Origin of the sequence: Anseongella ginsenosidimutans, from assembly GCF_008033235.1 — a bacterium.
GTDB lineage: Bacteria > Bacteroidota > Bacteroidia > Sphingobacteriales > Sphingobacteriaceae > Anseongella > Anseongella ginsenosidimutans.
In genome coordinates, this window is record NZ_CP042432.1 from 1020902 (window position 1) to 1047020 (window position 26119).

At 51.8% G+C, this 26119-nt stretch carries 20 protein-coding genes; 13 read left to right on the plus strand and 7 right to left on the minus strand.

The genetic code is table 11. From position 1 onward, the window contains the following. Positions 1-2: 2 nt before the first annotated feature. Positions 3-1268, minus strand: a complete 1266-nt coding sequence (locus tag FRZ59_RS04215) for a DUF6807 domain-containing protein (RefSeq protein WP_132128072.1) — start codon at positions 1266-1268, stop codon at positions 3-5. A gap of 178 nt (positions 1269-1446) precedes the next feature. On the opposite strand from FRZ59_RS04215, the gene rbfA reads away from it, so the two are divergent. The 3 genes from rbfA to FRZ59_RS04230 are packed head-to-tail and all read left to right on the plus strand — an operon-like array spanning position 1447 to position 2791. Continuing rightward, positions 1447-1809, plus strand: a complete 363-nt coding sequence (gene rbfA, locus FRZ59_RS04220; RefSeq protein ID WP_132128073.1) for a 30S ribosome-binding factor RbfA — start codon at positions 1447-1449, stop codon at positions 1807-1809. Between the two features lie 58 nt (positions 1810-1867). Continuing rightward, complete coding sequence (locus tag FRZ59_RS04225) at positions 1868-2455, plus strand: DUF6580 family putative transport protein (RefSeq protein ID WP_132128074.1); 588 nt, start codon at positions 1868-1870, stop codon at positions 2453-2455. A gap of 36 nt (positions 2456-2491) precedes the next feature. Further along, positions 2492-2791, plus strand: a complete 300-nt coding sequence (locus FRZ59_RS04230; protein WP_192901595.1) for a CBU_0592 family membrane protein — start codon at positions 2492-2494, stop codon at positions 2789-2791. Here FRZ59_RS04230 and FRZ59_RS04235 read toward each other — a convergent pair. Continuing rightward, complete coding sequence (locus FRZ59_RS04235) at positions 2788-3384, minus strand: TetR family transcriptional regulator (RefSeq protein WP_132128075.1); 597 nt, start codon at positions 3382-3384, stop codon at positions 2788-2790. The two genes, FRZ59_RS04230 and FRZ59_RS04235, sit on opposite strands and share 4 nt — an antisense overlap. A gap of 198 nt (positions 3385-3582) precedes the next feature. On the opposite strand from FRZ59_RS04235, the gene FRZ59_RS04240 reads away from it, so the two are divergent. The 3 genes from FRZ59_RS04240 to FRZ59_RS04250 are packed head-to-tail and all read left to right on the plus strand — an operon-like array spanning position 3583 to position 9894. Continuing rightward, entirely contained in the window at positions 3583-6813 is a 3231-nt protein-coding gene (locus FRZ59_RS04240) for a SusC/RagA family TonB-linked outer membrane protein (RefSeq protein WP_132128076.1), read from the plus strand. Positions 6814-6816: 3 nt separating this feature from the next. Next, on the plus strand, positions 6817-8607 hold the full coding sequence (locus tag FRZ59_RS04245) for a RagB/SusD family nutrient uptake outer membrane protein (RefSeq protein WP_132128077.1): 1791 nt from the start codon (positions 6817-6819) through the stop codon (positions 8605-8607). 36 nt (positions 8608-8643) lie between these two features. After that, positions 8644-9894, plus strand: a complete 1251-nt coding sequence (locus FRZ59_RS04250) for an alkaline phosphatase family protein (RefSeq protein ID WP_132128078.1) — start codon at positions 8644-8646, stop codon at positions 9892-9894. A 66-nt stretch (positions 9895-9960) separates the two neighbouring features. Here the strand turns inward: FRZ59_RS04250 and FRZ59_RS04255 are convergent, their stop codons facing one another. Beyond that, positions 9961-11001: a serine hydrolase domain-containing protein gene (locus FRZ59_RS04255; RefSeq protein ID WP_132128079.1), complete on the minus strand. Its 1041-nt coding sequence runs from the start codon at positions 10999-11001 to the stop codon at positions 9961-9963. 92 nt (positions 11002-11093) lie between these two features. Between FRZ59_RS04255 and FRZ59_RS18590 the strand changes: the two genes are divergently transcribed. Continuing rightward, a complete protein-coding gene (locus FRZ59_RS18590) occupies positions 11094-11456 on the plus strand; it encodes a hypothetical protein (protein ID WP_192901596.1) in 363 nt (120 codons plus the stop codon). A gap of 11 nt (positions 11457-11467) precedes the next feature. On the opposite strand, the gene FRZ59_RS04265 is transcribed toward FRZ59_RS18590, so the two are convergent. Beyond that, positions 11468-13468 carry a family 20 glycosylhydrolase gene (locus FRZ59_RS04265; RefSeq protein WP_132128080.1) on the minus strand — a complete coding sequence of 667 codons (2001 nt, stop codon included), beginning with the start codon at positions 13466-13468 and terminating at the stop codon, positions 11468-11470. Positions 13469-13684: 216 nt separating this feature from the next. Here FRZ59_RS04265 and FRZ59_RS04270 point away from each other — a divergent pair, with 216 nt between their 5' ends. Together FRZ59_RS04270 and FRZ59_RS04275 are read left to right on the plus strand one after the other, a co-directional pair. Continuing rightward, positions 13685-14410: a hypothetical protein gene (locus FRZ59_RS04270; protein WP_132128081.1), complete on the plus strand. Its 726-nt coding sequence runs from the start codon at positions 13685-13687 to the stop codon at positions 14408-14410. A gap of 14 nt (positions 14411-14424) precedes the next feature. After that, complete coding sequence (locus tag FRZ59_RS04275) at positions 14425-16380, plus strand: DUF3352 domain-containing protein (RefSeq protein WP_132128082.1); 1956 nt, start codon at positions 14425-14427, stop codon at positions 16378-16380. On the opposite strand, the gene FRZ59_RS04280 is transcribed toward FRZ59_RS04275, so the two are convergent. Beyond that, entirely contained in the window at positions 16381-16581 is a 201-nt protein-coding gene (locus FRZ59_RS04280) for a dodecin family protein (protein WP_132128083.1), read from the minus strand. It lies immediately after the preceding gene. A 160-nt stretch (positions 16582-16741) separates the two neighbouring features. On the opposite strand from FRZ59_RS04280, the gene FRZ59_RS04285 reads away from it, so the two are divergent. The 3 genes from FRZ59_RS04285 to FRZ59_RS04295 all read left to right on the plus strand — a co-directional run bounded on the left by FRZ59_RS04285 (position 16742) and on the right by FRZ59_RS04295 (position 22884). Beyond that, entirely contained in the window at positions 16742-18787 is a 2046-nt protein-coding gene (locus FRZ59_RS04285; protein ID WP_132128084.1) for a M13 family metallopeptidase, read from the plus strand. Positions 18788-18829: 42 nt separating this feature from the next. Continuing rightward, positions 18830-20266: a sialate O-acetylesterase gene (locus tag FRZ59_RS04290; RefSeq protein ID WP_132128085.1), complete on the plus strand. Its 1437-nt coding sequence runs from the start codon at positions 18830-18832 to the stop codon at positions 20264-20266. Positions 20267-20328: 62 nt separating this feature from the next. After that, complete coding sequence (locus FRZ59_RS04295) at positions 20329-22884, plus strand: phosphocholine-specific phospholipase C (RefSeq protein ID WP_132128086.1); 2556 nt, start codon at positions 20329-20331, stop codon at positions 22882-22884. Between the two features lie 181 nt (positions 22885-23065). On the opposite strand, the gene FRZ59_RS04300 is transcribed toward FRZ59_RS04295, so the two are convergent. Beyond that, positions 23066-24304 carry a cation:proton antiporter gene (locus tag FRZ59_RS04300; RefSeq protein WP_132128087.1) on the minus strand — a complete coding sequence of 413 codons (1239 nt, stop codon included), beginning with the start codon at positions 24302-24304 and terminating at the stop codon, positions 23066-23068. Between the two features lie 139 nt (positions 24305-24443). On the opposite strand from FRZ59_RS04300, the gene FRZ59_RS04305 reads away from it, so the two are divergent. After that, a complete protein-coding gene (locus tag FRZ59_RS04305) occupies positions 24444-24680 on the plus strand; it encodes a helix-turn-helix domain-containing protein (RefSeq protein WP_132128088.1) in 237 nt (78 codons plus the stop codon). A gap of 12 nt (positions 24681-24692) precedes the next feature. Here FRZ59_RS04305 and FRZ59_RS04310 read toward each other — a convergent pair whose 3' ends face one another. Beyond that, complete coding sequence (locus tag FRZ59_RS04310) at positions 24693-25991, minus strand: M23 family metallopeptidase (protein ID WP_132128089.1); 1299 nt, start codon at positions 25989-25991, stop codon at positions 24693-24695. Positions 25992-26119: the final 128 nt, after the last annotated feature.

Consider the following 26119-nt stretch of genomic DNA (forward strand, 5'->3'; position numbering starts at 1 on the left):
CCCTATTTTTTTTTGCCGGTTGGCAACTCCACAGTAACCTCCGGGGCATGCGCAAAGGCCTGCCAGGTTTGTTCTGCCTGCTCTGCCGTTAAATCCCCGTCAAATACCAGCATGCGGTAACGCAGCACATAGGTTTTCCCCGGTTCGAGTTCCCAGTCCATGTTCTTTGTGGGTGCGAAATTAAAGAACATATCGCCGCGGCCCCCGTTGGCGTTTTCGGGCCAGATGCGAAGCGGTTCAGGGAAATTATAATTGGAAGGGTAACCCATGAAAAGGATGCCTGCATCGGAGCCGTCCACCTCCCCTTTCATGATGCACCATTTGGCCGTGCTTCCATCGGCGTCCTTGCGGGTTTTTCCTTCCGACGTGAGTACGCTGCTGTTCTTGTTGGTCCATTGTTCGGTGGCGCGAAAGCCAAAGCCGGCGTAACGATATTCCAGCAGGGTGACAGGGTCCGAAGTGGCGCAGTTAAGTTCCGTAGTGAAGTCCCACAACCACATGCCATCCCCCAGGTTGAATACCCGCACATCCCAGACTTCGTTCAGCGCCACGGTTTTATCGCCGTAGGGATGGGCCACGTGTTCCTGTCTTGCCCGGAAGCCTCCGTATACAGGGCCGCTTTCTTTTTCGCTGAAGCCGGCGAAACGGACAGTTCCTTCCCGCTGGTAAAGATTCCAGAAATCAATGGTGTCGCCGCGGAAGGCCGTATGCGTCCAGGGGTTCCATATGCCATAATGGTGATAGTGGTCGCGCGGCTGGATCGTGGTAAGCACCTTGCCTTCAGGGCTCCATAGCGGATGAATGAAGCCGCTGCGTTTATAGGCTGTATCCACGCCCTGGGGCGGATACAGGGTTTCATATTGATAGTTGAGAACAGGGCGTCCGCCGGTGCGGATCACGAGTCCCCCGTTTTCAAGTTCTGTGGTAATGCCGCCCATGCCGGTTGCGGAAGCTTTGCCCGAAGCAAGTTCAAATACCCGTTCCTTACCTGCCGGCGTCCGGCCCTTCAGTATCCACCAGATGAGCCTTCCCCGGGGGCTGTGTTCCACCTGGAAAGCAACCGGGACCTTGCCCGAACTTGTTACCTCGAAAAGCTGCAAGGTGGAGTCATTCCGGAAGGTGATCTTGTCCAGGCTGGCGGAAACAGGCACATCGTTTCTTTCCCGCGGCGCCGGCTCCACGGTGAGGCGGGCGATCTCCTGCGCCGAAAGAGCTGCGCGGCAGCAAAGCAGGAAAGTAAAAAGGGCAATAAAGCTTATTCTCTTCATCGGTTTGGGATTTATAAGGAGATAAAAGTAAAGAATTACTGTTAAACGCGGTATATTAAGCCGTACTCCTGCCGGGCTGTGTACCAATTATAAGGGTTTACACGGGTTTCAAACGGTTTCCTTTATTCGCAGCACCCGGCGCGCCGCAATTTGAGGAATAATTGCTACTTTTGACAGAATGGGTGCCGAGAGTAAAAGACAACAGAAGTTCGCCCGCCTGGTGCAGAAAGACCTGGGGGATATTTTTCAGCGGGAAATGCAGCACATTCTTCCTAATGTGATGGTAACCGTTACCATGGTGCGGGCAACGCCCGATCTGTCTGGCGTGAAAGTCTACCTAAGTTTTTATAACGCTCCCGACGTAAAGGAGGCCATTAACACAGTAAAACTCCATGCGGCGGATTTCCGTTATAAACTGGGCAAGCGGATCCGCAACCAGGCAAGGATCGTTCCCGAGCTTGAATTTTTTGTGGACGATACCAATGAATATGTGGAAAAGATGGACAAGCTGTTCAACCAGATAAGGGACAAGGAAGAATAACAGCCTGCCGCTGAAATAATTTTAGTAATTTTGAAGCCGTTTTCGAAATAAAGTACAAATGGAAAAGATCAGCAGTAATAACCGGACAGGTGTGATCGTGTTGTCCGGGATCATTCTCACCGCGGCGTTGAGCCGGATTATACCTCACGGATGGAATTTTACGCCTGTGGGCGCCATGGCCTTGTTTGGCTCGGCTTACTATGCCAGCCGGTGGATGGCTTTCCTGGTTCCGCTGGCTTCCCTGTGGATCAGCGATGTAGTCCTTAACAATACCATCCACGCCGCTTATACGGAAGGCTTTTCTCTTTTTCATTCTTCCATGATAGGCGTTTACCTGGCTTTTATCGCTGTTACGCTGACCGGCATACTCCTTCTTCGTAAGGTACGCGTTACCTCGGTACTGCTTGCCGCTGTTGCCGGCGCTGTCGTTTTCTGGCTGATCGTTGATTTCGCCTCCTGGATGTGGGATCCGCTCTACCGTACCCTGTATCCCGGAAGCCTTAGCGGTTTGCTGGCCTGTTACGCGGCCGGATTCCCCTTCTTTTTGAAGATGCTCCTGGGCAACCTGGTTTATTCGGCGCTTTTATTCGGTGTATTTGAATTGCTGCGGCGGCGGGTGCCTGTTCTGGCCCCGGCCACCAGGTGAACCCGTCATGCCAACCATGATCCTGGGAGGCCTGAAATGACGCTCGTGATCATCGGATGGGTAGGCGCGGCCATGTACATCCTGGCCTACCTGCTGCTTACCCTGGGTAAACTGAGATCAGACAGTATTTTATACCATTTCCTGAACGTACTCGGAGCCGTTGGGCTTATTGCCAATGCTTTTCATTTTAATGATTACCCCAATGTGGTGACCAACCTTCTTTGGCTGGGAATAGGTTGTTTCGCCATTTTCGCAATAATTGCCGGCTCCCGGAAGAGGAAGGCCGGTAACCGCAGGAACGGCGGGCAACTTCCCGGCGGCGCGCCACCTCACTAACACAAATTTAATACAGAGATCGCCCTTTGTTTGTATTGCTCCAGCCTAAGGCGGTATTGATCTTTATCATCCTCCAGGCTCAGGTAATAGTAAGCCCCGTCCACCAGCGCAAATATGATCCTTGAGGCGAAGACAGGGTCCTCTGTCTGCAGGATGTTCTCCTTCCGGCATTTTTCAATAAAGGCAGCGAGTGTATGATGAAGGGAATCCAAAACCGATTTATAACGCATGCGGATCTTCTTATTCCTGAATATCAGGGCATAACAGCTGTAAGAAACCTTGTCGTCAAACAAAACGTTCCATTTTTTTGAGAACAGGGCATTGATCATTTCCATCAATGCTTCTTTCGACGCGGGCTTTTCCAGGGCATTCCTGTCGAATATTTTCAGCCACCTGTCAAGGAGAAAGTCGATAAGGGAACTGACGAGATCCTCCTTGGTCCGGAAATAGTGCATGATCAGGCTGGGATTAATATCCATCACTTTTGCAATTTTTGCAATAGACACGTTTTCCAGGCCTTCTTTCTTAGCTACCCGGTAAAATACCTTGACGATTTCCGAACGCCGGGCTTCTTTCAAACTTTTTCTTCCCATTGGGTACTAATATGCTAAAAAAATCCTGTTTTCCAAGCAGGACTTAGCCGAAATATTAATTGAACATTCATTCAATAAAAACTTTACAATCTACTAATAATTATTTAGGTTTGTGTTGACGGTCAACTAACAGCGGAAGCTTTTATTTGCTGCATGTTGTACCACGCGATTTTTAACCTGACCCTAAATCAACTGAAAATGAAAAGAATGCTATGGCTGTTCCTCCTGGTAGCGTGGATGCCTTGCCTGGCTCAGCAGGTGCAGATTACGGGCGTTGTGACCGACGCCGCCGACGGCACGCCGCTTCCCGGTGTGGGTGTTGTTGTTAAAGGCGGGCAAAACGGAACGGCAACCGATGCCGAAGGCCGGTATTCCCTGAGCGGGGTGCCTTCAGACGCTGTCCTTGTTTTTTCCTTCGTGGGGTATAAAACCCTGGAAGAGTCCCTGAACGGCAGGAGTTCACTGGATGCCGCGCTGCAGCAGGATATGCAGGCGCTGGAAGAGGTGGTCGTTGTAGGATACGGTACGCAGAAAAAGATCAACGTAACAGGGGCGGTGGACCAGATCTCCGGCGAAGAATTGGTAAAAAGACCGCTGGCCAACGTGTTCCAGGGGCTTCAGGGCGTAAGCCCGGGGCTTAACATTACGTATTCCGGCGGGCAGCCAGGCACTACTCCCAATATAAACGTACGCGGGTTTACATCCATTAACGGCGGCTCGCCCCTCATCGTCATAGACGGTATCGCCTCGGCCACAGATGACCTTTTAAGGCTGAACCCTTCGGATATTGCCTCCATTTCCGTGTTAAGGGATGCGGCCTCCGCGGCCATTTACGGGGCCCGGGCCGCTTACGGAGTAGTGCTGGTAACGACCAAAGCGGGTAACATTTCAGGGAAGCAGACCGTCAGCTATAATAACTATTTCTCCCTGTCCAGGAGGACGGTGATGCCGGAGCCGGTTACCGATCCGTATATCTTTTCCCGGGTACTGGAGCTTTCTACCAATAATACTCCCTGGGATTATGTGAATTATTCGGATGAGCATTATAGCTGGGCCAGGGCGCGGTCGGATGATCCTTCCATTGAAGAAGTGCGCCCGGATCCGGAAGATCCAAGTCGCTGGGCCTATATGGGGAATAACAACTGGAACGACTATTTTTTCAATGAATCCAGTTTTTCCCAATATCACAGCCTTGCCTTCAGCGGCTCCGCACAGGCAGGAAAGGCGCCCATTGGTTATTACCTGTCAGCGGACTATACCTACGAAAACGGTCTGAATAAACTGACTCCGGATGACTGGACCCGTTATTCGCTCCGGGCAAGGCTGAATTTTTCGCCGCTGAGCTGGCTGAAACTGGATAATAACCTGAATATATACCAGCCGGAAAGGGATGCGCCCACCTACAGTGTTACCGATGTGTATTACCTCCGGCCAATTGATGTAGCCAAAAATCCTGACGGTTCCTGGGCGAATACAGGGGCGGGAAGGCTGGCCGCTCAATTAACGGACGGGGGAAGGAACGTCAGTACCCGGTTCGGGTTCCAGGATGTTATCCGCGCTGAAGCCACTTTCCTGGAGGGTGAGCTTAAGATCACGGCGAATGCGAGCTTTAAAAGAGAGTTATGGAAATACCATACCGACTCAAAAAAATATTCTATCGGCTTTGGTCCCGATGATATCCGGGAGGAGGGTGGCTCGGGATGGGTGAGGGAATCCAACGGGAATGTGAACCACGATGTATATGACCTCTACGCGAATTATAATAAAAACTTCGGGGATCACGGCCTGCAGCTGCTGGCGGGCTATAACCAGGAAAGCTATGAATGGTCGCTGGTGCGCGCTACCCGGAACGGTATTATTTCTTCTTCCGTACCCTTTATTGCGCTGACCAGCGGAGAGGCAACCATTGAAGTTCCCCGGGGTTTCGGCGGTGACGCCCGCTACGGGATCCGGAGTTATTTCGGGCGAATTCATTATACGTATAAAGGGCGCTACATCCTGGAAGGGAACGGGCGCTATGACGGGTCATCCCGCTTCCCGGCATCCAATCGCTGGGGTTTCTTCCCTTCGGTATCTGCTGCCTGGATCGCCAGCGAGGAACCTTTACTGAAGGATGCGGGAAACACGCTCACCACGCTTAAATTCCGCGCCTCCCTCGGCGAGCTGGGAAACCAGGACGTGGATTACTTTGGCTACCTGCAAACGCTTCCGCTGAACTTGTCGGGTTACCTGATAGACGGCAGCAGGCAAACGGTGATCACGGGCGCGCCTTCCCTGAACGTAGACCCGGATAATTATACCTGGGAAAAGGTGGTCACCATGAACGTCGGAGCAGATATTGGGTTTTTTAAGGACCGGCTGCAGGCTTCATTTGATTATTATGTGCGGGACACGAAAGGCATGCTTACCCAGGGCGTGGAATTGCCGGCTGTGCTGGGTACTTCTCCGCCCCGGCAGAACTCCGCCGATCTTTCCACCCGGGGATGGGAGCTGATGCTGCAATATATGGACACTTACCAATTGGCTTCCAAGCCTTTCTTCCTGAGCGCCAAGATGATCTTATCCGATTCGCGGTCAGAGATCACCCGGTTCAAGAACGACCAGCTGCTGCTGGGCAACTACCGGGAAGGGCAGGAGATCGGGGAAATATGGGGCCTTACCAATAACGGCCTTTTCCGGAATGAGGAAGAGATCGCTGCTCTGGACGAAAGCTCACTCATCCCCTGGGGCGCGCTGGACATTGTTCCGGGATGGCCAAAGTACAAAGATTTGAATGGGGACGGGAAAATAGAAGCGGGTATCAGCGAAACAGACCCCAAAGACCTGAGCATAATCGGGAATACGAGCCCCCGGTACCGCATCGGTTTTAACCTGGATATGAGCTGGAACAATATAGACCTCTCCGTTTTCCTGCAGGGGATTGGCAAAATCGATTTTTACCCGCAGCATTACCTGTATTGGGGCCCCTACCAACAGCCTTATGCAAATGTGTATCCCTGGAACCTGGATTTTTACCGGTCTGAAGGGGATAGCCCGCAGGAGCGCTCGGGGCATTCGCAGGCTTACCTTGATGCTGGACTGGCCGATGCAAACCTGGATCCTGCTTTCCCGGTCATGCAATCCTGGCTGGCCGACAATAATTACCGGGATGGCAACGGGAATAAAGTGGGCCTGGACCTTCCCCAGTCGGGATACCTCCAGGATGCTTCTTACCTGCGCGTGAAGAATATCACGCTGGGTTATACGCTTCCCCAAAGCCTGACGAATAAATGGAAAATGGGGCGGGTTCGCGTATTCGTTTCGGGGGAAAATATCTTCGAGTTTTCCGCGATCAAAAAATACCTCGATCCGGAATCCATCACCGACGGGTTCGGCTGGGCATACCCTTATCACCGCAAGTACGCAATTGGTTTAAACGTTGATCTTTAAGTCATGAAAAAACTTATCCTTTTGATTAGTTGCCTTGCGGGGCTTACTTCCTGCAAGAAGGATTTCCTGGACCGCTATCCTCAAACCGATATTTCTCCCGAACTGTTCTTCAAATCGGAAGAAGACTTGTCCCTTTATATAAACGGGCTGCTTTCAATTCCCGGCAAAGGCGATTACCAGGCCGATCAAAACAGCGATAATACAACTACTACCGCCGCCATTGAGATCAAGAACATGATGACCGGTACGCCCAGTTCTCAAACCATCGGCGGCGGCTGGAGCTGGGGCAGGCTCAGGGACATCAATTATTTCCTTGATAACTACGGGAAAGCGGAGGTTGCGGAGGAAGTGAAAGCGCATTATGCCGGCCTGGCCAGGTATTACCGGGCGGTGTTCTACTTTAATATGGTGCAGCGCTACTCGGATGTGCCCTGGTATTCCCATGCGCTGAATCCCGAAGACGAAGAAATGTACAAAGGCCGGGATCCGAGGGCGCTGGTAGTGGACAGCATCATGGCGGACCTTGCCTATGCGGCGGCCAGTGTAAGGGAAAGCGTTCCCTCGGGCACCCCCGATACCTGGGCCGTAAAATTGTTTTACGCCCGCGCGGCTTTGCATGAGGGCACCTTCCGGAAATACCATTCCGAACTGGGCCTGGAAAGTTCTGCCGGCGCCTTCCTGGAAAAGGCGGCTTCCCTGGCCGGAGAAATTATCTCGTCCGGGAACTTCGCTGTTCATAACACGGGAAATCCCGGCCAGGATTATGCGGCATTGTTCAATAGCCAGGACCTGCTGTCCAACAGCGAGGTGATCCTTGCCAATATATACGATGTGAACAAAGACCGGGGAAGCGATATTAATTCTACCGTTTTCGGGGATTATGAGCAGGCGCCTTCCCGCGACCTGGTGCAAACCTACCTCAACAGCGACGGTACGCGCTACACGGAGCTTCCCGGTTATGAAACCTTTGGCTTTGTACAGGAATTCAGCAACCGGGATCCACGACTTCGGCAAACCCTTGCTTACCCTGGTTGGGTGCGGCAATCGGACGGAACCCCTTACGTGCAGCGCTTAAATAAAAATTTTACCGGCTACCACCAGCTAAAGGGGTATAGCAACAGCACAAGCAGTATTATCAACGGAAGCGTGGATTTTCCGGCTTACCGCTATGCGGAAGCCCTGCTCATTTATGCCGAAGCAAAAGCGGAACTGGATCAGCTGACCCAGGCGGATCTGGACATTTCGCTGAATCTCCTGCGCGACAGGGCCGGCCTCCCCCGCCTGGATATGGCGCTGGCCAACGCTAACCCCGATTCTTTCCTGGAGGCAAAGTATCCGACCCTGGACGGGACAAATAAAGGCGTTTTGCTGGAGATCAGGCGGGAAAGAAGGGTGGAATTCGCCCTGGAAGGATACCGTTACGATGACCTGATGCGCTGGCATGCCGGGAAACTGCTGGAAAACATACCTGAAGGGATGTATTTTCCGGGGCTCGGCAAATTTGACCTGACCGGCGACGGCATCGAAGACATTATGCTCATTGACAAAGACAGCGATATTCCTGCGGAGGATCAGAAGGAAAAGAATTCCCTTGGTGTTGTGCTGACCTATTACAAAGCCGGTACGATCAACGATGATGTGACGGTGTACCTGGAAAACGGCAATAACGGGGGAACCATGGTGACCGAAACCGCTCCCCGTCAGTTTATTGAACCAAAGTATTACTACCGGCCCATCCCACGGCAGCAGGTGGTGCTGAACCCCGAGCTGGAACAGCTGTTTGGATGGGAATAAAAAAACAGAAGTATTGTGCTTGCTAAATAACGATTTATGAAAGTTTTGTTGAAAGTATTTGTTCTTTCGCTCTGCTCTCTGATTATGCTACTTTTCCCGGGAGGCTTATCGGCGCAGGAGAAAAAGGTTTTGTTTGTCATCGTGGACGGCATTCCCGCCGACGTCCTGGAGAAGCTTCCTACCCCGCGGCTGGATGCTATTGCCGCGGAAGGCGGTTATGCCAGGGCTTATGTGGGCGGAGAAAAAGACGGCTATTCGCAGAGCCCTACCATTTCGGCCGTAGGCTATAATAGTCTTATTACGGGCACCTGGACGAATAAACACAACGTATGGGGGAATGGCATTGAAGAGCCCAATTACCACTACCATAATATTTTCCGCTTCGCGGAAGAACTGGATCCGGTAAAGAAAACGGCGGTTTTTTCCACCTGGCTGGATAATCGCACGAAACTGATCGGCGAAGGGCTCCCGGAGGCGGGGAATATCCTGCTGGACGCACATTTCGATGGTTATGAGCTGGACACCACGCGTTTTCCTCATGGCAACGACAGGTTGTTCATCCATAAGATCGATGAACACGTAGTAGATGAAGCCGTCAATTATATTAAAACGGAAAGCCCGGACCTTTCCTGGGTATACCTTGAATATTCCGATGATATGGGCCACCGTTACGGGGACAGCAAGCAATTCTATGAATCTGTGAAAATCGTGGACGAGCAGATGGGCCGGCTTTGGGAGGCGATCAGTTACCGCGAGGAAAACTTCCGCGGAGAAGACTGGGAAATTTATATCACCACTGACCATGGCCGGGATGCCGCCACCGGAAAGGGCCACGGCGGGCAATCCGACCGTGAAAGGCAAACCTGGATCGTCACGAATGCCGCCGGCCTGAACAATTATTTCCGGGAACAGGAACCGGGCATCGTGGACATCCTGCCGTCTATGCTCCGGTCACTGGAACTGCCGGTTCCGCGGGATCAGCTATTTGAGCTGGATGGCATTCCCATTACCGGGAAAATTTCGGTCACGTCCCCTGGAGCCCGGCTGGAGAACGGAAAGCTGCAAGTTTCCTGGAAGCCGGCGGAAAAGAAGGGAAAGGTCACAATATGGCTGAGTACGACCAACAATTTCTATACCGGCGGAAAGGATCAATACCGTCCGGTGGCAAAGGTTCCGCTGAAAGCCGGTGAAGCCGAAATTGACCTGAGCGGCATGCCTTCCTCATTTTATAAAGTAGTGATCCAGGGGAAGCACAACGCGGTCAACCGCTGGGTAAAACTTCCCTGATCCCGGCCTGGTAAACTGCAAGTTCGCTGCCTCATTAGCGCAAATCCGGCATCAAAATTGGCTCCTTTAATTGTATTGCTCTGAAAGCCAGTTGAAGAGCGGAGGCCTGTTTTCGGCGGTAAAGCCTTCGAGCCGGACAGCCAGGTTCAGCCGCCTGGCTGTCGCTTCAAATTTTTGACTGATGCTGCCGTCATTCCGGTTACTGAAAATCGCGATCAGGAGTTTTTTTGAAGGATTTCGATAAACGATATTCAGGAAGCCGGAAGTTTCCCCGGAGTGGAAAAGTGCCTGAGAACCATCTTTTTCCCTTCCTGAAAACCAGCCGTAGCCATAACCCACGCTATTGTTAACGGGCGCCTGGCTGGAAAAAGCGGCGTTCAAAAGACCGGCTGAAACCAGCTTTTCCGTAAATAAGGCTTCGTGCCATTTGAGATAATCCACCAGGGACGTATAAACGCCGCCGTCCCCCTTGGTAGCCGAAGTAAGGCTTTGATCATTTAAGATGAATCCGCCTTCAGAGCTGTCCCCGGCGGGAACATACCCCAGGGCGCGCTGCGGGATGGTGCAGCCGGGCTCGTAAACCAGCGATGTACTCATGGCCAGCGGGTCGAATATCAGGGATTTCATCAGTGCAGGGAAGCTCTTGCCGGAAACTTTTTCGGCAAGCAGGGCCAGGAGGCAGTAACCGGTATTGCTGTAGCGGAATTGCTGTCCTGGTTTAAAATATAAGCCCTTGTGCGCATTTACCAGTTCAAGGACATCTTCATCCAGCAGCTGGGTTCGCCTGGCCGGAGGGATCAGGGCTTCGTAATCCCGGATTCCTGAGGTGTGGGTAAGCAGCTGCCGGATCGTAATATCGCGGTAGTTTGCGGCGAAAGGACTAAAAAAGCGCTTCAAAGGGTCTTCAAGCTGCAATTCCTTTCGTTCACTTAGCATGAGTACGCTCATTGCCGTGAACTGTTTACTCACCGATGCCATGCGAAAATTACTGAGCGGGGTGATGGGCGCCTTTAATTCGAGATTTGCCAGGCCTGTACATTCGGGCTGCATATTCCGGCCGGATTGAAAGGCCAGCATGGCAAAACCGGGTTCTTCAGCGGGTGTCATAAGGACTTTTATTCTAATAAGGGAATGCCTACCTTTGGAACGGTGCAAACCGATGCCGGATTGCAAAATACGACGCAAAAAATTAAAAGCAAATGTTAAAAATATTTCTCGGTATCCTGGCAGTGATATTGGCAGTAGCGCTGCTTACCAACAGATCAAAAGAAGAGGTCCCCGCAGCAGTTCCGCCGGTACCGGTAACCAACCAGCAGGGAGCCGCCGGCGCTCAGCAGGGGGCCACCAGCGCTGCTCCTAAGATGAACCCGCCGCACGGGCAGCCCGGCCATCGCTGCGATATTGCGGTAGGCGCTCCGCTTCCGGCTGCAGCCGCACCGGCCGCAGCTCCTCAGGACCTGTCTCCCAAAAAAGCGGATACCAGGGTAGCTCTTAATCCGCCGCACGGGCAGCCGGGGCATGATTGCGCAGTTCCGGTCGGAAAGCCTTTACCCCAGAAGTAAGGGGAGAGGAACTACATAGGAGCGGGCAGTTTCCCGTACAGCTCCGGTATTTTAAAGCTGATCGTTTTTCCCACCTTTTTGCCATCCTTATAGGTGGTCACCCGGAAGGTGTCGGCGTCTTTGGGAGGGCTTAAAGGTTCGCCCATGTATTGATCCAGGAATTTATCGGGCCAGGTGCCGTCAAACGTATAGAAAATATCCGTTCCGGGTATTTCCGTACTTAAAGTGATCAGCATTTCCTTTTTATCCGGGCCCCATTTGGGGGTCACAATAGGGTCGTAGGCGCTTCTTGAATAGTTGATTTCGGCTGCATCGAAGCGGTTGAAATGAACTTCCATCCGGCGAATAAAATCCGCCCAGTTCCTTCGTTCCTGCTGCGACCAGAAAACCTCGGCAAGGGCCAGCCCGCGCGGCCAGGTCATGTACTCCGCATGGCGGCCGTTCGGCACCGATTCTGTCCATAAATTCCCTTGCCCGCCGAGAATCATTTCAGGATTTACACCGTCCGGTACCGGGTTAAAAATATAGGAATCGGTCAGCCGCAGCATAGAGTAGGTGGGCGGCTCCGCCGCCGGATCGCCCTGGTAAAGGTCAAGGTAACAATGACTGTTGGGAGTCATGATCACGTGATGGCCCATTTTAGCCGCTTTTATCCCTCCTTCCATTCCTCTCCAGGACATCACCGTCGCCTCCGGGGCCAGGCCGCCTTCCAGTATCTCGTCCCAGCCGATAAGCCTTTTACCTTTTGCGTGCAGGATCTTTTCCGCCCGCTTTATAAAATAGCTCTGAAGCTGGTTTACGTTACTGAGCCCTTCCGCCTGCATTTTACGCTGGCATTTCGGGCATTTCCTCCAGAAACCCTTGTAAGCTTCGTCTCCGCCGATATGAATATACTTGCCCGGAAATAACTGCGCTACTTCAGTGAGTACCTTGTCCAGGAACTGATACACCTGCTCATTGCCCGCGCAAAGACTATTGTCGATCTCCGCGTAGTACCGGCTGCCGGGATTCACATAATAGGTGTCCTCCACGCAGGCAAGTTCGGGATAAGCGGCAATGGCCGCCAGGCTGTGACCGGGTACGTCTATTTCCGGCAATACGGTGACAAAGCGCTTTTCCGCGTAACGCACGACCTCTTTTATTTCCTCCTGGGAGTAATACCCGCCATAAGAAGGTAACTCACCCGGCGCAGGCCGGTCCCGCTCCCACCAAAGGCCGGTACGGGGTACCCGCCAGGCTCCCACGGATGTTAGCTTCGGCAGGCTTTTAATCTCAATGCGCCAGCCCTGATCATCGGTCAGGTGCCAGTGAAACACATTCATCTTGTATTTTGCCAGCTGGTCAATGTATTTCTTGACAAAAGGAACCGGGAAAAAGTGCCGGCTCACGTCCAGCATTAGTCCTCTCCACTCAAAACGGGGGAAATCCGTGATCAGCACACTGGGGATTTCCCAATGTACTCCTTTTACGTGCCGGCGGGCCGCTATTTCGGCAGGCAACAACTGCATGAGGGTTTGCATGCCGTAAAAAAGCCCGGCAGCCTCATTTGCATGAATGCTTACTTTGGCGGGGCTTGCTTCCAGGCGATATCCTTCTTCCCCTATCAATTGGTCCCGTACATCGTTCAAGGCCAGGTAGATGCCTTTCCCTCCTTCCACCTTCCCGGGGGCGCTTACCGGGAAGCTGTATCCCGTAGGCAAAGCGATCATTTCAGAAAAAAGAGCGGCAAGGTCCTTTAAATTCGCGTTGTTGGGATCAATCAGGATAGGCGTCACCGAATCGAGTTTGAACACGCCTTCCCCGGCTTCCATGTTCACGGGAACGGGAATCAGGTTAATTCGCTTTTCCGGAGGATCAGCGGCCGGGCCGGACGTGCCGGCAACTTCCGGGCTGGCGCCGGCAAGCGGCCCATGCGTTGTGGTTTCTGTTTGCTGCAGCGCCGCCTGAGCAAACGACTCAGAAATGCTGCCTGCAAGAAGGAAAAGGAAAAAGCTTACGTAAACTTTTATCATTTAATCGGCATTTAAAGATGGAACTGGTAAAAATACAGCATTTTGTGAAATTTGTCATACTCCCTTTACCTTTAAAGCCTTAGTGCGGCAACGGCTAAAGTATTATTATCACTAACTTTGATTGTCCCGGGAATTTCCCAATTTAGAGGGATATTAAGCAAGAGCAGATGATATAGGGTTATGACAGGGTGGTATTTTCGACGGCGCTTTAGGCGAATGATATGGTTAGGCCCGGTATTGCTTTTTGCCGGCCTGCCTGCATTGGCGCAGCAGAAAGTGGAAGGTACCGTTGGCGATTCGGGCACGACCAGGCCCGTCAGCCTGGTACACGTGATCAATAAACGCACCGGGGATTTGTCCATTACCGGGTATAAAGGAGAATTTGGGATTGTCGCCAGTCCGGGAGATATACTCGCTTTTGTGAAAGACGGTTACCTGACACGTAGCCTGGAAGTGAAGGATTCCGCGGGCATGCTTCGCGTACTGCTGTCAAAGAAGCCGGAACCGCCGCCGGGGAGCAGCGAGCTGCTGCCGGAAGTTACCGTTTACGGGAAGTCCTACCTGGCCGATTCCCTCTTGCTGCGGCAGGAATACCAAAGGTATTTTCCCAGCCCTCCCCCTACGCTGGAAGACGCGATCGGCTCGGACGGTTCCCTGGACCTGAACGCTTTTATCAGCCGGATGATGACCCCCTGGGACCGGGAGTTCAGCGCGCGCCTGCTGGAATACGAGCAGAAAAAGTATATCGACAAGGTGTTTACCGCTGAAAAGGTAAAACAGGTAGTGGATGTACGTGAAGAAGAACTGGAAGAGTTCCTGCGAACCTGCCGGCCATCATACGGTTTTCTTGTCACAGCCACTGAATATGACCTGATCCGCTATATTCGCGATGCATATAAGCTCTACAGGAGCGCCAAATACGGGGAAACCCTTGACCGTTAACCTGAATTCCAGATATGCGAAAGAAAATACTCATTAGCCTGTCTGTTTGCCTGGGAGTGCTGTTGCTGCTCGTCCTGGGCCGCTTGTTCCTTTTGCCGGACAAATACCTCAGGCAGGTTTACCTGGTTCCGCGGGATGCCATTTTTATCCTTGAAACAGATGAGCCGGTAGAAAGCTGGAAAACATTCAGCAATAGTGAAATGTGGCAGTTCATGAAGGGTTACCCGCCTTTCGCAGAAATTGCCGCGAGCGCCGGCTCGCTGGATACCGTGCTTCAGGAAAACCGCCGGTTGTTTGATCTTATCGGTTCCCGGAACCTGATGATCTCGGCCCATATTACACGGCCGGGAGACTATGACTTTCTTTTCCTGGCCGATCTGCAGAATATTTCGAAAACCGGTTCCCTGAAAAACCAGCTCGATAAACTGTATGGCGCCCTGGACTACCGGGTAACCACCCGGCGTTATGAAAATACGGAGATCAAGGAGCTTTATGATCCCGCGCAAAGGGAAACGCTTTACCTTGCCTTCGTACGTAACCACCTGGTGTGTTCTTATACAGGATTGCTGGTAGAAGCAGCCATCCGCGAGGTGCGGGAACCGCAGCTGGGCCGGGACCTGAATTTTATTGATATTATGCAGCAGGTCCCCGGGCGCGGCCTCTGCAAACTATACCTGAACTACCGCTATGTTGACAATTACCTTGAACTGTACATGGGCGGGGAAAACCAGGCGGTGAACGATATCTGCAGCAGCTTGTTTTACAGCGGCCTGAACATCGGATTTGACAAAAACGACCTGGTCCTGGAAGGCGTTTCTAATTACGCCGATACCCTGGATGCTTACCTGGTCACTCTTATGCGTTCGGGAGCGCATAAGATGGACGCCCCCGGCGTCCTTTCCCAGCGCACCGCCTTTTACCTTGGGCTTGGATTTAATGATGTTGATGATTTTTATGCAAACCTGGAGCTTACGCTTAAACAGGATGAAGCAAGCTGGCAATCCTTCCGTGAAGGCGTGTCCATGATCGAGCGCCGACTCAAGATCAATGTGAAAGAAAACCTTTTAAGCTGGATGGACGGGGAAATTGTCTTTGCCCAAAACGAGCCGGGTCGCCTGGGCAGGCAACAGGAGTTTGTTGTTGCTATCAAAGCAAAAGACATTGACGATGCCCGGGAACACCTTGACCTGGTAAAAGAACAAGTCCGGAAAAACACTCCTCTCAAATTTGAAACGATCAATTACCAGGGCTACGCGATCAACTATCTGGAATTATCCGGCTTTTTCCGGCTGTTTTTCGGAAAAATGTTTGAGAGGCTGGAGAAACCTTACTATACCATTGTAGACGATTACGTGCTTTTCAGCAACAGTACCGAAACCCTCTTAAACCTGGTAGAGGACCATCGGCAGGAGCTAACCCTTTCTGCTGACAAAGATTTCAGGGAGTTCGAAAAAAACTTCGGCAACCGCTCCACCGTATTCGCCTATTTCAATAGCCTGAAGGCGTTCCCGCTGTTAAAAACGTTTGCTTCCGGAGAAACATGGAGCAGCCTTCAGACCCACCGCAAATACGTGGAGGCGATCAGGCATGTGGGATTGCAGCTGACGGCCGAAGATGCTCCGCTTTTTGAAACCCGTTTGCGGCTGGATTTTGAAAACGAGCCGCTTTCCGAAGAAGAAATCCCTTACCAGGCGGGCAGCGATACCCTGGATAACCTGGAACGTTTTTACGTGGAAAAGCTCCAAAAGAACGTTTACCGGGAATTTTACGAAAACGGAAGCCTCCGGAGTGAAGTGGAAACCTCGAAAGGCCTGAAAGACGGGCGCTATAAAGAATACTACCCCGGCGGGGAACTGAAAATTTTCGGCAGGTATAAGAATAACCTGCGTACCGGCCGCTGGCGGTACTATGACGACGAGGGCAAGTTTATCCGTAAGGAGCGATACTCGGAAGGAGTCCGGATGGAATAATTATTCCACTTCAAAAGTGACTTTCAGAATGACCCGGTACGAAGTGATCTCATTATTGTCAACCGTTACGCTGTGATCCTTCACATACGCGGACCGTACATTTTTAAGCGTCTGAGAAGCTCTTGCTATACCCGTTTTAACGGCGTCTTCCCAGCTTTGTGAAGAATCGGACATGAGTTCAACTACTTTTAATACAGCCATGATCTTAGATTTTAATGATTAATTCGACCTGCAGCCAGTTTAGGCGGCAGCGGAAAATGAGGCAAATATTGTTCCAGCAATTTTGAATGTAACTATTTTATTACCATCCGGTTCCTGTAACCGTGGCTTAGTATGTTTGAATAATCAATAACCAACGCTAATGAATAAGTTTATACACCTCCCTGCAGCCGCATTCGGGCTTTTTTTGCTGCATGCCTGCTCACAGGGCGGGGAAAAAGCGGAAACCGCCTATCCCGAAGCTTTCGACGTTTCCAATATGGACACTACCCTGGGGCCCTGCCAGGACTTTGATAACTTCGCGAACGGCACCTGGAAAGAAAATAATCCCATACCCCCTTCCGAAAGCCGCTGGGGCTCTTTCAACATCCTGCTTGAAGAAAACGAAGCCAAGCTTCAGGAGATTGTGAACGGCCTGCTTGAAAAGGAAGATCATAGCAAAGGCAGCAATGAACAGCTGATCGCTGATTTTTACCGCTCCTATACAGACACCCAGCAGGTAGCAGCTCTTGGCATTGATCCCCTGCAGCCTTACCTGGAACAAATCAACGCTATTGAAACCCTGGATGATTACGTGAAGCTCGTGGGAACCATGAGGCCGGTAGGCTTTACCAGCTTTTTGAGCATGTACGTGGATGCGGATGACCGCAACAGCAGCATGAATACCCTTTACGTTACGCAAAGCGGGCTTAGTTTAAGGGAAAAGGATTATTACGAAAATAATTCACCGCGCATCGCAGATATCCGTAAAGAATTTGTGGAACATGTGACCCGGATGTTCCAGCTAATGGACTATATGCCCGATCATGCCAGGGAAAACGCGGAAAAAATACTAGATTTTGAAACAAGGATCGCCGGGATACAAATGAGCCGCGTGGAAATGCGTGACCCGGTAAAAACCTATAATAAGCGCAGCTACCAGGAACTGAAGGCCCTGCTGCCGGCTTTCAACTGGGATGTTTATACCGGGGAAAGCGGGCTTAAAGCCGATACCCTGGTGGTTCGGCAGCTGGATTACCTGAAAGGGCTCAACCAGGTGCTGGAGAACACGCCGGTAGAGGAATTAAAGTTACATGCCACTTATCATTTACTGACCGATATGGCGCCTTTCCTGCCCAGGGAGTTCCAGGAAGAAAGCTTCCATTTTTACTCCACGGTGCTTTCCGGCGTAAAAGAACGGAAAGACCTGGAAAAGCGGGCTTTGCGTACGACCAACAGCATGCTGGGCTTCCCTCTCGGAGAACTTTTCGTAGCCCGTCATTTTCCGGAATCATCCAGGGAAAAAATGGTGGAAATGATCGAAAACCTCCGCGAAACATACCGTGACCGCATCCTGGACCTGAAATGGATGAGCGATGAAACCAAGAAGAAGGCGCTCACTAAGCTGGAAGCTTTCACCTATAAGATCGGCTATCCTGATAAATGGAAAGATTATTCGAACATTGACATTCACCCTGATTCCCTGTTCGCAAACGTGATGCACGTATCACAGTATGAGTATGGGGAAATGCTGGACAAGCTGGGGAAACCGGTGGATAAAAGCGAGTGGTACATGACGCCCCAAACCGTAAACGCATATTACAATCCTACCAATAATGAAATAGTATTTCCAGCGGGGATCTTGCAGCCGCCTTTCTTTAATCCCGAAGCCGACGATGCGATCAATTACGGCGGAATCATGACTGTGATCGGGCACGAATTCAGCCACGGCTTTGATGACCAGGGCTCCCAGTTTGACTGGGAGGGGAACCTCAACAACTGGTGGACCGAAGAGGATCGCGCTAATTTTGACGCGCTTACCGGTAAACTGGCTGCACAGTATTCCGGAATCGAGGTGCTGGACAGCGTGTATATTGACGGCAAGCTGACCCTGGGCGAAAATATCGCCGACCTGGCGGGCCTTACCATGGCCTACCATGCGCTGGAACGCTCCCTGCAAGGCAAGCCGGAACCTGAACTGATAGACGGTTTCAATTGGAAGCAACGGTTTTTTCTTGGCTGGGCGCAGGTTTGGCGCGGCAATATTACGGATGAACGCTTATTGCAGCAGGTAAAGACTGATCCGCATTCCCCGGCCCGCTACCGGATCAATGCGACCGTGAGCAACCTTGACGAATTTTACGATGCCTGGGGCTGCAGCGAGGGAGCGAATTCCCTGCCGCCGGAGGAGCGCGTGTACATCTGGTAAAAGCTTCGCCGAATTTTTTATATTGCATGCAAAAATTAAATTATGCGTGCAATATTACTTTTCCTGTCATTGATCATAGGGGCAGGGTTTTCTTCCAGGGCTGATATCCGTTTGCCAAAGCTGGTTGGCGATAACATGGTGCTGCAACGGGACCTGCCCATTCATGTATGGGGCTGGGCTGATCCGGGCGAAAAAATTGAAATAACCTTTCACGGGAAAAGTTACCAGGCTACCGCCGATGCGGCAGGCAACTGGGAAGCTACCCTGAAAAAAATGAAGGCTGGAGGCCCTTATGAAATGGTACTTTCCGGTAATAACCGCATTGAACTTAAAAATATCCTGGTGGGTGATGTCTGGGTCTGTTCCGGGCAGTCCAATATGGAATGGCCGGTGTCGCAGGCTATGAACCCCGAAGAAGAAATAAAAAATGCATCCTATCCGAAGATCCGCCTGTTTACGGTAAAGAAGAAAACTTCCGGCGTGCCCCTGGATGATGTTTCCGGGCAATGGGAAGAATGCAGCCCGGAAAGCGTTCCCGGCTTTTCAGCGGTCGGCTATTTTTTCGGCCGTGAAATCCACCAGTCGGAAGGAATACCCATCGGGCTTATTAATTCCAGCTGGGGAGGAACGGTGGTGGAAACATGGATCAGTAAGGATGGCTTACAGGGAGAGGAAACCTTCGGCCCCCGTGCAGAAGCGGTAAAGGATCTTAGCGCCGAGGAAATTACCCAGCCGAATTCACAGCCAACGCTTTTATATAACGGGATGATCCATCCTTTGCTCAACTTCCCCATAAAGGGAGCGATCTGGTACCAGGGAGAATCCAATGCCGGCCGTGCTTACCAGTACCGCGATCTTTTCCCCCGGATGATCCTTGACTGGCGAAATAAATGGGAGCAGGATGACTTTCCTTTTTTGTTCGTGCAGCTTGCTAATTTCAGAAAACCGCTTGACGAACCCAAGCCTTCCGACTGGGCTGAGCTGAGAGAAGCACAGGATATGACCCTGGCGGTTAAGAATACCGGCATGGCCAGCGCCATTGATATAGGGGTGGCGGACGATATTCATCCCCGGAATAAGCAGGAAGTTGGCCGCAGGCTGGCCCTTTCGGCACTTAGCCTGACCTACGGCGAAAAGATCGTGGATTCCGGCCCGCGGTTTAAATCCATGAAAATAAAAGACGGCGATGTCTATATAAGGTTTTCATCAACCGGCGAAGGACTAAAAACCAAAGGCGGCGCCAAAGCGCTGGGAGAATTTCAGCTTGCCGGGGAAGACCGGCAGTTTCACTGGGCGGAAGCGGAAATCGTCAATGAAAATACCGTGAAAGTACACGCGGAGGAGGTGACGCAGCCGGTGGCGCTGCGTTTCGCCTGGCAGGATAATCCTTCGAAACTGAATTTATACAACGCGGAGGGCTTGCCGGCCAATCCGTTCAGGACCGATGAATGGCCGGGGATCACCGAGGGAAAAAAATAGCGGGCTTGCCCTTTATGACCCTGTGCCCGGCCGCCGGCCCCGGTTAAAAAATAAGGAATCGAATGGACGCAACCAGGAGAGAATTCATCAGGCAGGCCTCTTTGCTTGCCGGAGGCGTGGGAATATGGGATAAGCTGCCCGCCTCCATAAAGAAGGCCTTTGAAATAGACCCGGGACCGGGCACCACCTTTTATGACGCGGAGCATATTGTGGTGCTGATGCAGGAAAACCGTTCATTCGATCATAGCTTTGGCACGCTGCAGGGGGTCAGGGGATTTAACGACCCCAGGGCGCTTCGCCAGCCTGGCGGAAATAAAGTGTGGCTGCAGCGGAATAAGGCGGGAGAAACCTATGCTCCTTTCCGGCTGAATATTAAAGATACGCGCGCCACCTGGATGGGAAGCCTGCCCCATAGCTGGCCCGACATGACAGATGCCCGCAACTCCGGAAAAATGGACCAATGGCTGGAAGCAAAAAAACCGGGGAATAAAGATTTTGAAGGCATGCCTCTTACCATGGGTTATTATAACCGGGAAGACCTGCCTTTTTACTATGCCCTGGCTGATGCTTTCACCGTTTGCGATCAATATTTCTGCTCTTCTCTTACCGGCACTACTCCCAACCGCCTGTATTTATGGAGCGGGACTATCCGGGATGAAGGACGAACTAATGCGCCGGCAAACGTCCGGAATTCGGATGTTACTTATGAAAAGGAAGCCAGCTGGCGGGCTTTTCCCGAATTACTGGAGCGGCACGGGGTATCCTGGCGAATTTACCAGAATGAACTGAGCCTGGATACCGGCCTTTCAGGCGAAGAAGAAGCCTGGCTGGCCAATTTTACCGATAATCCCATCGAATGGTTCACGCAATACCATGTCCGGTATTCAGCTGCCTACCTGAGGGAACTCAGCAGGAAAGCGGAAGCGCTCGGGAAGGAACTCCGCGACCTGGAGGAGGAGCGGGAATACCCTGAGAAGGAAAAGGAATACCGGGAGAAAGAAGCGTTGCTCGGCCGGCTGAACGCGGAGATCAGCAAATGGAGCCCGGAGAATTTTGCGAAGCTCGACGAAACGGCCAGGAATATTCACCGAAGAGCATTTACCACGAACGAGAATGATCCCAACTATCATCGTTTAAAAGACCTGGCCTACGAGGAAAACGGGGAAGAACGAAACACCAGCATTCCCGCCGGCGATGTACTGCATCGGTTCCGGGAAGATGTGAAGAATAAGCAGTTACCGGCAGTATCCTGGTTGGTTGCGCCTGAGCGTTTCTCCGATCATCCGGGATCCCCCTGGTACGGGGCATGGTATATTTCGGAAGTGATGGATATTCTTACCGGCGATCCCGAAACCTGGAAGAAAACGATCTTCCTGATCACTTATGACGAAAATGACGGTTATTTTGACCATGTGGCGCCTTTCGTGCCCCCGGTTCCCGGCAAGAAGCATACCGGTAAGGTATCGGAGGGAATTGACACAAAAACTGAATATGTTTCCCTGGAGGAAGAGATCCGGGAAAAGGGAGAAAACAAGGAAGACGCCAGGGAAGGCCCCATTGGCCTGGGATTTCGAGTTCCCATGATCGTGGCTTCACCCTGGAGCCGGGGCGGAAGAGTAAATTCCCAGGTGTTTGATCATACCTCGGTGCTGCAATTTATGGAAAGCTTCTTTTCGAAGAAAACCGGCAAAGCCCTGAGGGAAACCAATATTTCCGCCTGGCGAAGAACGGTTTGCGGCAACCTGCAGTCTGCGTTTATGGCTTACGGGGGCGAAAAGATCGATTATCCGGCTCCTGTCAACCGGCAGGCCTTCATAAAAAGCATTTATAACGCGAAGTTCAGGCAGCTCCCCTCGGGCTATAAAACGTTGTCCGCCGAAGCGATAGACCGGGTGAACCGGCGACTGCAGCCGGAGGATATCATGCCCGCTCAGGAGCCGGGGATCCGCGACGCTTGCGCGCTTCCTTATCAGCTCGCCGTAAACGGAAGGCTGGAAAAAGACAGGCAGGCGTTTACCATAAATTTCCAGGCCGGCAACAGTGCCTTCGGAAAGGAAGCTGCAGGAGCGCCCTTCCTTGTTTATGCCCCGGGAAGCTATCTTGCCGCGGAATCCGTTCCCGGCCCGGCGGTTTATGAAAAATGCCGGAACTGGGCTTACGCCGTTACCGCCGGTGACAAACTGGCGGATACCTGGCCGCTCGGGAACTTTGGGGAAGGAGTGTATGAACTCGAGGTTTACGGTCCGAATGGCTTTTTCCGATCATTCCGGGGTACGCAAAAAGATCCTTTGCTGTTAATTGAAGAAGAATATGTCCCGGAGCCGCGTAAAGCCGGCACGCTGGCTGACAGCCTGCGGTTAAAAATACGCAATTTTTCCGCTGTGGATGCCGTACGGCTGACTTTAAGCGGGAAGGATTATGGAATGCTTCCGCAAACGGCCCTGATTCCGCCCGGCGCCGCGACCCTGATGACCATTGATACCGGAAAGAGTTACGGATGGTATGATTTACGGCTCACAGCCGAAGGATACGAGGCCTTTGAGCAACGTTTGGCCGGTCGTGTGGAGACCGGCGGGCCGCGTAAAACCGACCCCGTCATGGGCCGCACATCTGTCTGAGCGTCGCCGTCCCGGGCCGCCGCCAAGACCTAATGCCGCCGCCCTCCGCTTCACGCCGGTACTGCCCGGCCCCTCTGGACGCCGTTTCCGCGCCGCTGCTCCTCCGTCTGCTGCTACTCTGGCCACCGTGCCGTTCCCGCCCTGGATAATCCGGAGCGTTTCGTCGGCTTGCCTGCCGGGCTTAGCGCCGGCGCCGGTACCCGGCCCTTTGAAGCTTTTCCAGGCTAACTGCCGCGGTGAGGCCGTGTAAAACGATGGAAATAAGAATGGTGAAGGCGGTAATGGTCCAAAGCACCTCTTCCGTTCCGAATCCCGTTTCGTTGAATGCAAAGGAAAGGTAGAACAGGGAACCTATACCACGGATGCCGAAAAAGCTGATGGCTAGTTTTTCTTTTAAATGCAAACCGGTCCCCGCCAGTCCCGTAAGGCCCGCCAGCGGGCGGATCAGCAGTACAAAAGCCAAACCGAAAATCGCCATTTCCCAGTCCAGGTTATTCAGCAGGCCGGTAACCAGGCTTCCGCCGAAGAGCAGCAACAGGACGGCCAGTACCATTCTCTCCATCTGGTCAGTGAATTCATGAAGCTTCAGGTGGAACTGATGCTCCATCTCATTGTTTCGCAAGGTAACTGCGGCGACAAAAACCGCTATAAAGCCGTACCCGTGGATGAGTTCGGTCAGGCCGTAAACCAGTAAAGTACCTGAAATAGCCACAAATCCGTCCTGGATAACCATTTTTTCGCCTTTAAACGGGAGGTGAAACAGCAGCCAGGCCAGCAAACGGCCCATCACGTAACCACAAAGAATACCTGCCCCCAGGCGGTAAAGCAAGTCGTATGCCGCCCAGGCAGCAAAGTCCGGCGCTTGTCCGGATGGCTGAGTTCCCATAATTGCCAGCCATACAAAAGGGAAAGCCATGCCGTCGTTCATCCCGGCCTCCGCCGTTAAGGGAAAGCGTATATTATCCTTCTCCTTTTCCAGGGGAGGGCCTACCTGGACTTCAGAAGCCAGTACGGGATCAGTTGGAGCCAGTACTGCACCCAACAGCAGAGCAGAAGCCGGATCGAGGCCCAGGAACACGATGCCAAGCCCTGATACCGCCGCAATGCAAAGCAGCATGGTAATGAATACCAGCCTGAAAGGAATGCGCCATCTTCTGAAAGAAAAAGCCTGGTCGATTTTAAGCCCTGTCCCCATCAGGGCAATGATCACCGCCAGTTCGGTAATATGGATCGCATAATCTTCATGCCATACCGGGCTGGGCCAGGGGAGCCATTTGCCAAAGAACGCATATAGTACTATTCCCGCCAATACGTATAGCAGCCCGTAAGAAACTTTGAGCTTCCTCGTGATGGCCGGCATGCACGCCATGCCGAGTATTGATAAGCCAATAATGCTAAGACTAATAATATAAGTGTCCATGGAATATAGCCGATTAAAAGGCAAATATTATTCCATTAATATAATCCGCATGGAAGGCTTTCTACAATAGAATTATATAAAATGAAAAAATAGGATATAAAAAGGTGAATTATATGCAATAAATTATTATTTTGGCACTGTGGGAAAACGAAAACTACAAACAAACGAACCGGAGAAGCCCTTTGACTACAGCCGTTTTAAGAAAGTCAGAGAAGAGCAATTAAAGCTTTCTTACGAAGCTTTTACGGAAGAATCGGGTATTACACGCACGGACGTACGTCTGATCGAAGAAGGCCGGATGTCCTTTATACCAGTGGCTTATCTGCGTTTTCTAAGAAAAAAAGGAGTGGATCTGAACAAAGTGCTGGGCGGATAAACCCACCATTGTTTAGCGCATAGCCAGCTCTTCTTCCGGGCCCTCTCCGGTTTCCATCGGAATGCCGGCCAGTACCTGGCGGGCTGATGCTACCATTCTTTCGAATGCCGGCCGCAGGGCTTCGGCAACCGGCTCAGCCGGCGGAAAATGCTGTTTGAGTGCGTCAACCTGGCGTCCATTTTTCCAAAATCGGTAGCAAACATGCGGCCCTGTGGCCAGACCGGTGCTGCCTACATATCCGATTACCTCTCCCTGGCTAACGTGCTGGCCCCTTCTTACCGCCCTTTTGCTCATATGCAGGTACTGAGTAGTATAAGTGCCGTTATGCCGTATTTTTACGTAATTGCCGTTGTATTTGGAATACCGTGATTCGGTCACCACCCCTGTGCCGGTAGCAACGATGGGAGTCCCGCTGGGAGCAGCAAAATCAGTACCCAGGTGCGCCTTCCACCTTTTCTGCACAGGATGGAACCGCCTTTGCGTATAGCGCGAAGAAATGCGGCTGAACTTCAGGGGCGCTTTCAAAAAAGCCCGCCGGAGGCTGTTGCCTTCTTCATCATAATATTCACCCCTTGATGCACTGTCCGGACGGAAATAGTAGGCGTCATATTCTTTGCCTTCATGCGAAAAAACGGCGGAAACAATGCGTCCGGTGCCGACGGGCTCCCCTTTCACATAAGACTGTTCATATTGCACCTTGAACCAGTCGTCCTTTTTTATCGCATAAAAATTAATGACCCAGCCATAAATGTCCTGGGCAAGCTGCATGGACAGCGCCGGATTAGCGCCGCCTTTTTCAAATGTCTCATACAGGGAGCTGTTGATCGTACCAGACACCGTTTTCATACGGGTTGTCACCTTATGCTTGCCTGCGTAAACGCGCATGGAATCCCGGAGGTCATATACAATATAGTCAACCGGGTTTGGCTGGTACACAAAATAAGCTGCGCGGGCCTCGCCGGCATTTACTTTCGGGGTAAAAATCGCATAGGAATTGCCCGCTGCGATCTTTCTTACGTCGAATACTTCTTTCGCCTTTTGTGAAAGCATGGAGATCTCCGAAAGATCAATCTGATGGCGCTGAAGTATATTGGAAAGGAACTCATTACGTTTAACGGTCGAGGTAGTGACATTAAAGGAATCCAGCGAGAGGCCAAATTCACGCGGAACAGCAGGCACCGGGGCTTTTTTTACGACCGGGGCCGGAGGTGCGGCAGGTTCCGAACTTAAGGCCGAAAATAAAATAAAACCGGCCCCAAGGGTAACTGATATAAGAAAAATAAGTAAAGGCGCGCTGCTCTTTAAGTTCATGTTAGCTGCAGGTTCTGATGTAAACTCTCTGTACGAATCTCCAAATTTCCCGAATATCAGAATTATGATTTATAATAACGAATTTAATGTGAAAAAATTCGGCTTTTTCCAAAAAAAGCAGTAGTTTT